Below are 11,536 nucleotides of genomic sequence, written 5' to 3'. Positions count from 1 at the left end.
GGCCAGTATCCGGTGACGAGCTTTGTTCCAACGGCCTATTTCAGCGCGGCGTCGCCATCCAGCACCAGCACGTGGGCGTGGAGGCCGGCCTTGCGGGCCGCCGCGGCGCGGGCCTCGGCCTCGGCGCGGCAGCGGGGGCAGGCGTGGCGGGGGATGAGCAGGCACAGGGAGCGGGCCACGCGCTCGGAGCTGGTCTCAAAGCAGCCCAGGCCGGAGCAGTCCGGGCACAGGCGCCAGCTTTCGCGCTGGCTCTCGCGCAGCATGTCCGTATCGTAAAAGATATGCTTGCGCCGCGTCCACCAGCCGTTCTCTTCCTCGCCTTCCTGCGGCACGGACGGCGGGTTGTGGTACAGCTCCAGCAGGCCGTCGCAAAGGCGGGCGATGTAGTCGCTGATCTTCTGTTTCTGGCGGGTGCTCTCGGGCCGCCACTGGGGCTCGCGGATGTCGCCCGCGTCCAGGCCGGCCAGCGCCAGACAGATGCCCAGATTCACATAGGGCAGGGCGCCGCGGATGGCGTAGCCGCCTTCCAGCACGGCGATGTCCGGGTTCAGGGCGCGGTTGAGGGCCGCATAGCCCTGGGCCGAGAGCTTCATGTTGGCCAGCGGATCCGTGAAGTGGTTGTCCTGCCCGGCGGAGTTGATGACCAGATCGGGCTTGAAGTCCGCCAGCATGGGCAGCACGGCGTGCTCGATGGCGTAAAGGTAGCCCTCGTCCGAGGTCTCGGGCGGCAGGGGGATGTTGATGGTGCGGCCCAGCGCGCCCGGCCCGCCGCATTCCTGCGGGAAGCCCGTGCCCGGATAGAGGGTGCGGCCGTCCTGATGCAGGGAGATGAACAGGGTGTTCGGGTCGTTCCAGAAGATGTCCTGGCTGCCGTCGCCGTGGTGCACGTCCGTATCCACGATGGCGATGCGCAGGGGCCGCCCCGTGGGATGCGGATAGTGGTCGCGGATGTACTCCACCATCACGGCTTCGTTGTTGATGTTGCAGAAACCGCGGTTGCCGTGGGTCACGCGCATGGCGTGGTGTCCCGGAGGACGCACCAGGGCAAAGGCCTTGTCTTCCTTCTTCTCCATGACCAGACGGGCGGCCGTGATGGCCCCGCCCGCCGAGGCCCGGTGCGAATCGGTGACCACGGCGCCGGTGGAGGGCAGACAGAAATGCACGCGCTCCACCTGGGCGTTGGTGGCGAGCTCCGGGCGGTACTCGGTGATGCCGGGGATGTCGAACAGGCCTTCTTCCGCCAGCTGGTCGCGGGTGTAGAGCAGACGCTCCTCACGCTCGGGATGGGTGGCGGAGATGGCCCAGTCGAAGGCGGGGAAGAAGACCACGCCCAGCCGGTTACGGGCTCTCAGGGGATCAGTCATCGTCGTCCAGCATGTTTTCGGCAAAGATGTCGGCACTGTAGCGCGCATAGGAGATCATCTTGCCCAGGCGGCCCAGAGCCATGGCATAGGCAAGGTTGGTCTCGGCCACGGCCGCGAAGAGCAGGCCGTTGTCGTCTTCCACCACGAAGACGCCGCCGGGCTTCTGCTCATGACGGAAGACCACGCAATGCAGCAGCCCGGGATCGCCCAGGCGGGAAACGAATTCGCAGCCGGGCAGGGGGCTCTCGTCCAGCACGGCCTGTTCCAGGGCGGCATCGGTACGGGGCAGGAAGCGCAGGCGGCCTTCCTCGGCGGTGACGGTATACAGTTCGCTCATGGCAATATCCTTACGTCTTATTCCAGCCCGCTGCCGCGCTGCTTCAGATGCCGCTCCACGGCGGAGAGGCATTGCAGCACCACGTCCTCGGGCTGTTGCGATGCGTCGATGATGGCGATGCGGTCGGGCTCTTCCGCCGCGATGGTCAGATAGCCCTGGCGCACGCGCTCGTGAAAATTGAGGCTCTCGCTGTCGAAACGGCCTTCGGAGAGCACCGTGCCCTCGCGCCGGTTGCGCAGGCCCGCGCGCTCCAGCCCCACGGACACGGGCAGGTCGCAGAGCAGGGTCAGATCCGGTTGCAGGCCGCCGGTGGCCAGATCGTTGGCCCGGCGCAGACGGTCGGGATCACGGCCGCGGCCGTAGCCCTGATAGGCCAGGGTGGAGTCGGTATAGCGGTCGCAGATGACGATCTGTCCGGCTTCCACCGCCGGACGGATGATCTCGGCCACATGCTGGGCCCTGTCGGCCAGGAAGAGATAGAGCTCGGCCCGGTTGCACAGGCCGGAATTGCGGGCGTCCAGCAGGATGGGACGCAGGGCGCGCCCCAGACCGCAGCCGCCCGGTTCGCGCGTCAGCAGCACGTCGTGGCCGCGCTTTTCCAGTTCCAGGGCCAGCAGCTGCTGGGCCGTGGTCTTGCCCGAACCTTCTATGCCTTCGAATGTGATGAACATGGCAGCCTCACAGCAGGGAGAGCATCCCGTCCTCCCCGGAAGACTTCCGGGAGGCGCGGGGCTTCTTTTCGACTTTTTCTTCCACCGGCGTCTGCGCGCAGCGGTGCATGGCCCGGCCCAGGGTGGCCTGATAGGGCGTCCAGCTCTCGCCTTCGCCCAGCTGGGCGAACAGGCCCCGGCACTGGGCCATCTTGGCGTCGATGTTGTCCGCATAGTGCAGCACGAGGGCCTCGGCGGTCTGCGGCACGCGCACGGCCCCGAATTCCAGCGTACCGTGGTGGCTCAGGACCAGATGCTTGAGATGGCGCTGCAACTCGGGCTCCAGGCCCGATTTTTCCAGATAGGGAGCCAGCATCTCCACGCAGATCTCCAGATGCCCCAGCAGGCGGCCCTCGTCGGTATAATCGTTGGCGATGCCGCCGGAAAATTCGCGGATCTTGCCGAAGTCGTGGAACAGGGCCCCGGCCAGCAGGGTCTGGCGGTCCAGCTCGGGATACTGGTCGGCCAGACGGCGACAGAGCTTGAAGACGCTCAGAGTATGCTCCAGCAGGCCGCCCGCATAGGCATGGTGCACGCCCTTGGCCGCCGGGCAGGTGCGGAAGGCCTCGCGCAGCTCTTCATTTTTGAACACGCCGTCCACCAGCTTGCGCCAGGGTTTGTAGCGGAACTCCTCGCGAATCAGGGCCATGAGCTCGTCCATCATGGCATCCAGCGGGTAGGGGCTGGCGGGCATGAAGTCGGCCAGATCAAGGGCCGCGCCTTCTTCCGGCGAAAGCAGGCGGCCTTCCTCCACCGTGAACTGGAGCTGGTCGCGGAAGGTGCTCACCCGGCCGTGGGCATAGAAGAAGCTGCCCGTATGCAGGGCGGGGAAAGAGGCGCTCAGGGGCGACCAGATCTTGGCCTCCACGCTGCCGCTGGCGTCGGCCAGCACGAGCCGCCAGTACGGCCCGTTGCGCGAGCTGCCCTGTGCGGCCAGCGTGATGACGAAGACGCCTTCCGCTTCGTTGGGGGCCGCCATGTCTTTGACGAAAATGCCTTTTTGCATATATCCTGACTCTGCGGCCAAAGGCCGCCTGTCTTGTATGTTCTGAGGTCCCGGGGTATCCCCGCAGGCCCGCGGGGGCCTGTTTATCCATAAAGATTCCCTTGTTTCAGAGGTATTGTCAAATGCGTGTCCTCCTGACCAACGACGACGGCATCCGGGCCGAGGGCCTGCGTGCCATGTACCGGGCCCTGCGCGAAGCCGGGCATACCGTGCATGTGGTGGCCCCCATGCATGAGCAGTCCGGCGTGGGCCATTCCCTGACCTTTTTCGATCCCCTGCGTGCCCACAAGATCGAGGAACCCGACTTCGAAGGTCTGGGCCTGTACGGCACCCCCACGGACTGCGTGAAGCTGGCCCTGGGCAACCTGCTGAAAAAGCGGCCCGACATGGTCATCTCGGGCATCAACGCGGGCAGCAACGTGGGCCCGGACATCCTCTATTCCGGTACCGTGGGCGCCGCCACCGAAGCCGCCCATGAAGACCTGCCCAGCATGGCGCTCTCCTGCGATGCCGGCGGCGGCCACCCGGACATGGATTCCATCGCCCGCCACGCCGTGGAGCTGGCCGCGCGCATCGACTGGACAAAGGTGCCCCACCGCCGCGTCATCAACGTCAACTATCCCCGCGGCCCGCTGTCCGAGGCCAAGGGCCTGCGCATCTGCCCGCAGACCAGCGCCGTGTGGAAGAACGCCTACGCCGAACGCAAGGATCCGCGCGGCGAACCCTACTGGTGGCTGGAAGGCGAGATCCCGCCGCACACCATCAACGCCGGTTCGGACAAGGACCTGCTCAATCGCGGCTATATCACCGTGACGCCCCTGCGTTTCGAGTTCACGGACCACGAAAGCCTGCGCAGTCTGGAGGACATGCTGCTTTCCTAGACAGCATACGGCCCCTGCGGGTGCCGATTTTATGAATTTTTCCACGACCGCCCCAAAGTCATTCCCCTTTGGGGCTTTTTTTTATATAATGAATCGCTTCGTTGCGGCTGCCCCACAACAGTCCTTCCGGCATGCATCCCTGCCGGATCAGACGGCGGCCGCCGATACATCAGACAGGCCGGCCGGACAGGCTTTTTCTGTCCGCCTTCCCATTTTATCCCACACTCGCGCATGGTGCGCGCAGTGTCGTATCGCACCTGGTGCAGGAGGAATCCATGCCGCTTATCGGGCCTAAGGAAATGTTCGCCGCCGCCTATGCGGGCCGGTATGCTGTGGGCGCGTTCAACGTCAACAACATGGAAATCGTGCAGGGCATCATGCAGGCCGCCTCGGAGGAAAAATCCCCCGTGATCCTTCAGGTCTCTTCGGGCGCGCGCAGCTATGCCGGGCAGAAATACCTCATGAAGCTGGTGGAAGCCGCCCTGGCCGAGGATCCTTCCGTGCCCGTGGTGGTGCATCTGGACCACGGCTCCAGCTTCGAACTGTGCCGCGACTGTATCGACGGCGGTTTCACCTCCGTGATGATCGACGGCTCGCACCTGCCCTATGAAGAAAACATCGCCCTGACCAAGCAGGTGGTGGAATACGCCCACCCGCGCGGCATCTGGGTGGAAGCCGAACTGGGCAAGCTGGCCGGTGTGGAAGAGCATGTGAGCAATGCCGACCATGTGTACACCGATCCCGACCAGGCCGTGGACTTCGTGGAACGCACGGGCTGCGACTCCTTGGCCGTGGCCATCGGCACCAGCCACGGTGCCTACAAGTTCAAGGGCGAAGCCAAGCTGGACTTCGAACGCCTGGAAGAGATCGGCAAGCGCCTGCCCGGCTATCCGCTGGTGCTGCACGGCGCCTCCAGCGTGCCCCAGGAATTCGTGGAAGCCTGCAACAAGTTCGGCGGCCAGGTGGGCGGCGCCCGCGGCGTGCCGGAAGACATGCTGCGCAAGGCTGCCGGCATGGGCGTGTGCAAGATCAATGTGGATACCGACATCCGTCTGGCCGTGACCGCCTCCATCCGCCAGTATCTGGTGGAACATCCCGAAGCCTTCGACCCCCGCGCGTACCTGAAACCCGCGCGACAGGCCGTCAAGGATATGGTCGCCCACAAGATCCGCAACGTCATGGGATCTTCCGGCAAGGCCTAAACCAGTATCTCACGCCGCCTCCACCGGGGAGGCGGCGTTTTCCATCTCTCTCGCGTGAAGGAGCGCAACATGTCCGTATCTTTGGGGATGAACGGCTTTGGCCGCATCGGTCGTTATCTGCTGCGTCTGCTGGCTGACTCGGAAGACATCCGCATCACCGCCATCAACGCCCGCGCCGACAATGCTTCGCTGGCCCACCTTTTCAAATACGACTCGGTGTACGGTATTTTCCCCGGCACCGTCGATCATGACGACAACGGCATCATCATCAACGGCCGTCATATCGAAGTCACCCGCTGCAAGACCGGCGAATGGGAATGGGCCCGCCTTGGCATCGACATCGCCGTGGAGACCACCGGTACCCTGAAAAAACGCGAGGACGCCGCCCAGCACCTGCAGTGCGGCGCCAAGAAGGTCGTGGTCTCGGCCCCTTGCAAGGAAGCCGACGCCACCATCGTCATGGGCGTCAATGACGACATCTACGATGCCGCCGCCCATACCGTGCTTTCCGCTGCCTCCTGTACCACCAACTGTCTGGCTCCCGTGGCCAAGGTCCTCAACGATGCCTTCGGCATCCGTCACGGCCTGATGACCACCATCCACTCCTACACCATGAGCCAGCGTATCCTGGACGGTTCCCACAAGGACCTGCGCCGTGCCCGCGCCGCCTGCGTGTCCATGATCCCCACTTCCACCGGCGCGGCCAAGGCCCTGGCCCTGGTGGTGCCCGCCCTCAAGGGCAAGCTGGACGGCATGGCCGTGCGCGTGCCCACCCCCGACATCTCCCTGGTGGACCTGACCTGCGAGCTGGAAAAGCCCGCCACCGCCGAAGAGATCAATGCCGCCCTCAAGGCCGCCCATGACGGCGCCCTGCACGACAATATGGGCTACTGCGACGAGCCCCTGGTCTCCATCGACTTCAAGGGCAGCACCCACGGCGGCGTCGTGGACGCCCTGTCCACCCAGGTCATGGACGGCACCATGGCCAAGCTCATCATCTGGTACGACAACGAATCCGGCTTCACCAACCAGCTGGCCCGCCTGCTGCGCAAGGTGGCTGCCAGCCTGTAAGGCTGCCGTACGATAACGAAGACGACAAGGACGGCCCGCGAGGGCCGTCCTTTTTTCATGCCTGATGGTCTGGAAGGATGTTTGGAGGAAGAGGCTACGCTCCCTCCCACTCTAAAAAACATAGGCGGGAGTTCCCCGTCTCGCAAGGGAGCTCCCGCCGTCGCGGCTGTCAGGCCGGGCAGCCGCAGGGCCGCCGGAGCTGTCCCTTGCCCGTGTTGGCATATGTGTGGGAAGGGCAGGCAAGAAACGCGCCCCGGCGGCAGGATCGAGAGTGCCCTGCGGACGTTCCACCTGATGGAATACAGAAAAATACTTTGGCAAAGAGGGGAGGGCCCCACAAAGAAAAAGGGGCCTCCCGGTGAGGCCCCTTTCCAGATGGCGACGCGGCGGTCTCGTCCCGCAGCGTTAGTTGTGGTTGTAGAAGTTGATGAGGCAGCCGTCCAGAATAATCTGGCGTTCGTCGGCGGTCAGGTCGCCCAGGCGCAGTTCCACAGCCTCTACGGCCCCGGCAGCGCTCACCAGCCAGCCGGTGATGCCGGCGGCATCCTGTTCCACGGCGGTACGGATGCCGGGCAGGACGAAGCAGTCGCCCACGCTGAGCTTCTGCGCCAGAGCGGCATCGGCCAGCAGGGGCAGCATGCCCCAGTTGATGAGGTTGGAGCGGTAGCGCTTGGTGGCGTATTCGGCGGCCACGTTGGCCCAGCCGCCCAGCACCTTCTGGCAGGAAGCGGCCTGTTCGCGGGCGGAGCCGTCACCGGGCTTGAGGGCGAAGATGGTGGAACCGATGCCGGTGTCCTTCAGACCGGCGCCCAGCACTGCGGCATAGACCTCAGGCTGCGCGGCCTTGAGGGGGGCCAGCATGCCTTCCAGCTTCGCCAGCAGGGCGGCATCGGCAGGATCGGCCAGACGGGCCTTTTCCATGGCCTGCACGTCCTTGGCGCGGCCCACATAGGCGGGATCCTTGCGCGACAGGGTGAACTCGGAAAGCTTGAGCGGGTTGGAACGCAGGGACGAGGTCTCGCCCGAGGGGATGAGCTCGTCGGTGGTGGTCACGGGGTCGGTGATGACCGAAGCCAGCGGCAGCACCAGGTTCTCCGGCAGGGGGCTCATGGACGGCCAGTCGGCGATGTTGGGACCGCGCTTGAGTTCCGCGGCGGCATCGGCCTTGCCGAAACCGTTGTAGACGCGGCGCTGGTAGATGCCCGCATCGAAAGTGTAGGTAGTGTCCACGGCCAGCTTGTCCCAATCCAGTTCCGTGGCCGGGGTCAGGCGGCCGCCGTTGGCGGCGGTGGCGGCGATGGAGCGGGCGTCCATGAGGGCCACGGCAGAGATCTGGCCGTTGCCGGGCTTGGAGCCTTCGCGGTTGGGGAAGTTGCGGGTGGAGTGGCGGATGGACAGGGCACCGTGGGCCGGCGTGTCGCCCGCGCCGAAGCAGGGACCGCAGAAGGCGTTCTTGATGACCGCACCGGCGGCCATGAGCTTGGCAGCGGCGCCGTTGCGCACCAGGGCGATGGCCTGGGGTTCGCTGGCGGGATAGACGGAGAGCGAGAACTCGCCGCAGCCGGTGCTCCGGCCGTCCAGGATGGAGGCGGCCATACAGCAGTTCTCGAACGAACCGCCCGCGCAACCGGCGATGATGCCCTGATCCACCCAGACGCCGCCGTCATGGATCTTGTCGCGCAGCTTCAGGCCTTCACCGGCCTTGCCGAACTGCTTGCGGGCCTCTTCTTCCACGGCGGCGAACAGCTCGTCGGCATGGCGCACCACTTCGGCCACGGGATAGGCGTTGCTGGGATGGAAGGGCAGGGCCATCATGGGCTCGATGGCGGACAGGTCCACGCGGATGCAGCGGTCGAAGCAGGCGGGCTTGTCGTGACGCAGCTCGGTGTAATCGTCGGCGCGGCCGTGCATGGCCAGGTAATCGCGCACCTTGTCGTCCGTGGTCCAGATGGAGGACAGGCAGGTGGTCTCGGTGGTCATGACGTCGATGCCGCAGCGGTATTCCACGGAAAGGCCCGCCACGCCGGGGCCGGCGAATTCCATGACCCGGTTCTTGACGAAGCCGTTCTTGAACACGGCGCCGATGAGGGCGATGGCGATGTCCTGCGGGCCCACGCCGGGACGGGGAGCGTTCTCCAGCCAGACCAGCACCACTTCGGGACGGGCCACGTCGTAGGTCTTGCCCAGCAGCTGCTTGACCAGCTCGGGGCCGCCTTCGCCCACGGCCATGGTGCCCAGGGTGCCGTAGCGGGTGTGGCTGTCGGAGCCCAGGATCATCTTGCCGCAACCGGCCATCATTTCACGGGCGTACTGGTGGATGACCGCCAGATGGGGCGGCACGAAGATGCCGCCGTACTTGCGGGCGGCGGTCAGGCCGAAGAGGTGGTCGTCCTCATTGATGGTGCCGCCCACGGCGCACAGGCTGTTGTGGCAGTTGGTGAGCGCGTAGGGCATGGGGAAGCGTTCCAGGCCGCTGGCGCGGGCCGTCTGGATGATGCCCACATAGGTGATGTCGTGCGAGGCCAGGGCGTCAAAACGCAGGCGCAGGGTGGGGTCGTCCCCGGCAGCCGTGTTGTGGGCGGCCAGGATGTTCCAGGCCAGGGTATTTTGACGGGCAGCGGCGCAGTCGATGCCGCGCGCCGCGGCTTCTTCCTGTTCCATCAGGGTGTTGCCCTGCACAATGACCGGTTTGTCGCTCAGTTGGATCATCTTGCTTCCTGCGTAGTCTGTGCTGTGCCGTGATGGCGATAAAAGGCAGGCCCGGCCTTTCCCCGTCCACGGCGACGGGGCGATGCGCAAGCATCCGGCGGGCGTGAAATTTTGCACCAGATACTATGCCACAGGCCAAAATGCTTTGGCAATGCCCGGAAGGGGCGCGCGTTTTTTGGGGGAAGATCCCCCTTTACTGGCGCGAAAAGGGGCCCTTCCCCAAAAGCCCTCCATCCTCCCCCGAACGCACTCTATCTTGAAGGGTGCCAAGCGGCACCACTCCTATGATTTTTTTGTGCTGAAGGTCCCCAACGGGCCCCCACCAGCAAAAAAAGTTTTCTTGAGCTCCAGTGGACGCATGGGGCCAAACGCAAAAAGGACGCCTCACGGCGTCCTTTTTCATATGTCAGGGAAGGAAGAGCGGCTCTATTCCACGGTCACGCTCTTGGCCAGGTTGCGGGGCTGGTCCACGTCCTTGCCCAGATAATCGGCCATCTCGTAGCTGAACAGCTGCATGGCGGGCAGGGCCATGAAACCGGCCAGGGGAGCGGGCAGGGCGGGGATCTCCCAGACATCGTCCACGGCCAGATCCATGCCCGGATTGGTCAGGGCGATGACCTTGCCCTGACGGGCCTGCACTTCCACGATGTTGGATTTCACCTTGGGGAAGAGGGCGTCGCCCAGAGCCAGGGCAAAGGTGGGGAAGGCCGGATCGATGAGGGCGATGGGGCCGTGCTTCATCTCGCCGGCGGCATAACCTTCGGCGTGGATGTAGGAAAGCTCCTTGAGCTTGAGCGCCCCTTCCAGGGCCAGCGGGTAGCAGTGGCCGCGGCCCAGATAGAAGAAGTTGCGGGCCTGGGCATAGGCACGGGCCAGCTGGCGGGCCTTCTCATGCATGGCGGGCAGGGCGGCATCCAGCTGGGAGGGCAGGGATTCCAGCAGGGCGATCTGGCGGGCGCGGGCCGCCGTGTCCATGATGCCCTGACGGCCGCCCCAGTACAGGGCCACCAGCGCCAGCATCAGCATCTGGCTGCACATGGCCTTGGTGGAGGCCACGCTGATCTCGGGCCCGGCCTGGGTGTAGATGACGGCCGAGGACTCGCGGGCGATGGACGAACCCACCACGTTGCACAGGCCCAGCACCGGCACGCCGTGTTCGCGGGCGATGCGCAGGGCGGCCAGGGTATCGGCGGTCTCGCCGCTCTGGCTGATGACCAGCACCATGTCGTCCTTGTCCAGGGGCAGGCTCTCGCGGTAGCGGAACTCGGAAGCGATCTCCAGCTGCACAGGCACCTTGGCCCAGGGCTCGATAAGATGCCGCGCCCAAAGGCCGGAATGGTAGGACGTGCCGCAGGCCACGATATGCAGACGACGCGGTACGGGCAGGGCGTCCAGCTCGGGCAGGAGCACGGTGTCACGCGCGGCGTTGAGGCGGCCGCTCAGGCCATCCACGATGACCTGGGGCTGCTCGAAGATCTCCTTGAGCATGAAGTGGCGGTAGCCGCCCTTCTGGGCCGCCTGCATGTCCCACTGGATGGTCTGGGGCTCATGCTCCACGGGAGAAAGGTCGGCCAGGCTCAGGATCTCATACTCGGAATTGGTGGCGTGCACGATCTCACCGTCTTCCAGAAAGACCACCGTGCGCGTGTAGGGCAAAAAGGCCGGGATGTCCGAAGCCACGAAGTGCTCGCCCGTGCCGATGCCGAAGATGAGCGGGGCGGACATGCGCGCGGCCCAGATCTCACCGGGATATTCACGGCTCATGAGACAGACGGCGTAGGCGCCGTGGGCCCGGCGCAGGGCCGCGGCAAAGGCCTTGAGCAGGTCGGCTTCCTGCTTGTGGCAGTCGGCGATGAGGTTGACCAGCACTTCCGTGTCGGTCTCGGAATGGAAGACATAGCCCTTCTGCAGCAGCTCTTCCTTCAGTTCCTGATAGTTCTCGATGATGCCGTTATGCACGATGGCCAGGCGGCCGTCGTTGGAAGCATGGGGATGGGCATTGCGCTCGGCGGGCACGCCGTGCGTGGCCCAGCGGGTATGGCCCATGGCGCAGGTGGCCATGGAAACAGGCTCCTTGGCCAGCTTTTCCTCAAGGGCGGAAAGCTTGCCCTGGGCACGGGTGATGCACAGCTCGCCGCGCTGCACGCAGGCAACGCCCGCGGAATCATAGCCGCGGTATTCAAGACGCCGCAGGCCTTCGATGACCACAGGCACCGCCGGACGGTGCCCGGCATATCCGATAATGCCACACATGGT

At 65.2% G+C, this 11,536-nt stretch carries 9 protein-coding genes; 3 read left to right on the top strand and 6 right to left on the bottom strand.

Annotated features, from left to right (window positions below; all coding sequences use genetic code 11):
• Window positions 1-35 precede the first annotated feature (35 nt).
• The 4 genes from ACQRAG_RS11175 to ACQRAG_RS11160 are packed head-to-tail and all read right to left on the bottom strand — an operon-like array spanning window position 36 to window position 3,417.
• Window positions 36-1,364: a histone deacetylase family protein gene (locus ACQRAG_RS11175; protein WP_302260688.1), complete on the bottom strand. Its 1,329-nt coding sequence runs from the start codon at window positions 1,362-1,364 to the stop codon at window positions 36-38.
• A complete protein-coding gene (locus ACQRAG_RS11170; protein ID WP_006006835.1) occupies window positions 1,357-1,701 on the bottom strand; it encodes a hypothetical protein in 345 nt (114 codons plus the stop codon). Before ACQRAG_RS11170 ends, ACQRAG_RS11175 begins: the two co-directional genes overlap by 8 nt.
• A gap of 17 nt (window positions 1,702-1,718) precedes the next feature.
• Window positions 1,719-2,372: a dTMP kinase gene (gene tmk, locus ACQRAG_RS11165; RefSeq protein WP_168936058.1), complete on the bottom strand. Its 654-nt coding sequence runs from the start codon at window positions 2,370-2,372 to the stop codon at window positions 1,719-1,721.
• 7 nt (window positions 2,373-2,379) lie between these two features.
• Window positions 2,380-3,417: a 3'-5' exoribonuclease YhaM family protein gene (locus tag ACQRAG_RS11160; RefSeq protein ID WP_168936059.1), complete on the bottom strand. Its 1,038-nt coding sequence runs from the start codon at window positions 3,415-3,417 to the stop codon at window positions 2,380-2,382.
• Between the two features lie 122 nt (window positions 3,418-3,539).
• On the opposite strand from ACQRAG_RS11160, the gene surE reads away from it, so the two are divergent.
• From surE to gap, 3 genes are all read left to right on the top strand, one after another.
• Window positions 3,540-4,298, top strand: coding sequence for a 5'/3'-nucleotidase SurE (surE, locus tag ACQRAG_RS11155; protein ID WP_287439580.1), 759 nt, complete (start codon window positions 3,540-3,542; stop codon window positions 4,296-4,298).
• A 275-nt stretch (window positions 4,299-4,573) separates the two neighbouring features.
• Complete coding sequence (fba, locus tag ACQRAG_RS11150; RefSeq protein WP_168936061.1) at window positions 4,574-5,500, top strand: class II fructose-1,6-bisphosphate aldolase; 927 nt, start codon at window positions 4,574-4,576, stop codon at window positions 5,498-5,500.
• 69 nt (window positions 5,501-5,569) lie between these two features.
• Entirely contained in the window at window positions 5,570-6,571 is a 1,002-nt protein-coding gene (gap, locus tag ACQRAG_RS11145) for a type I glyceraldehyde-3-phosphate dehydrogenase (protein WP_168936062.1), read from the top strand.
• Between the two features lie 405 nt (window positions 6,572-6,976).
• Here the strand turns inward: gap and ACQRAG_RS11140 are convergent, their stop codons facing one another.
• The gene (locus ACQRAG_RS11140; RefSeq protein WP_427804158.1) at window positions 6,977-9,280 is read right to left on the bottom strand and encodes a hydratase; all 2,304 of its coding nucleotides are present in this window, start codon (window positions 9,278-9,280) and stop codon (window positions 6,977-6,979) included.
• Between the two features lie 426 nt (window positions 9,281-9,706).
• Window positions 9,707-11,533 carry a glutamine--fructose-6-phosphate transaminase (isomerizing) gene (glmS, locus tag ACQRAG_RS11135; RefSeq protein WP_427804159.1) on the bottom strand — a complete coding sequence of 609 codons (1,827 nt, stop codon included), beginning with the start codon at window positions 11,531-11,533 and terminating at the stop codon, window positions 9,707-9,709.
• Between the last annotated feature and the right edge of the window lie 3 nt (window positions 11,534-11,536).

This window comes from Desulfovibrio sp. SGI.230 (genome assembly GCF_050313065.1).
GTDB lineage: Bacteria > Desulfobacterota > Desulfovibrionia > Desulfovibrionales > Desulfovibrionaceae > Desulfovibrio.
This window is presented reverse-complemented; position numbering and strand designations above follow the sequence as displayed.

Excerpts from the sequence above, each read along its gene's own strand:
- ACQRAG_RS11175 (WP_302260688.1), bottom strand. The coding sequence starts at position 1,364 with ATGACTGATCCCCTGAGAGCCCGTAACCGGCTGGGCGTGGTCTTCTTC.
- ACQRAG_RS11170 (WP_006006835.1), bottom strand. The coding sequence starts at position 1,701 with ATGAGCGAACTGTATACCGTCACCGCCGAGGAAGGCCGCCTGCGCTTC.
- tmk (WP_168936058.1), bottom strand. The coding sequence starts at position 2,372 with ATGTTCATCACATTCGAAGGCATAGAAGGTTCGGGCAAGACCACGGCC.
- ACQRAG_RS11160 (WP_168936059.1), bottom strand. The coding sequence starts at position 3,417 with ATGCAAAAAGGCATTTTCGTCAAAGACATGGCGGCCCCCAACGAAGCG.
- surE (WP_287439580.1), top strand. The coding sequence starts at position 3,540 with ATGCGTGTCCTCCTGACCAACGACGACGGCATCCGGGCCGAGGGCCTG.
- fba (WP_168936061.1), top strand. The coding sequence starts at position 4,574 with ATGCCGCTTATCGGGCCTAAGGAAATGTTCGCCGCCGCCTATGCGGGC.
- gap (WP_168936062.1), top strand. The coding sequence starts at position 5,570 with ATGTCCGTATCTTTGGGGATGAACGGCTTTGGCCGCATCGGTCGTTAT.
- ACQRAG_RS11140 (WP_427804158.1), bottom strand. The coding sequence starts at position 9,280 with ATGATCCAACTGAGCGACAAACCGGTCATTGTGCAGGGCAACACCCTG.
- glmS (WP_427804159.1), bottom strand. The coding sequence starts at position 11,533 with ATGTGTGGCATTATCGGATATGCCGGGCACCGTCCGGCGGTGCCTGTG.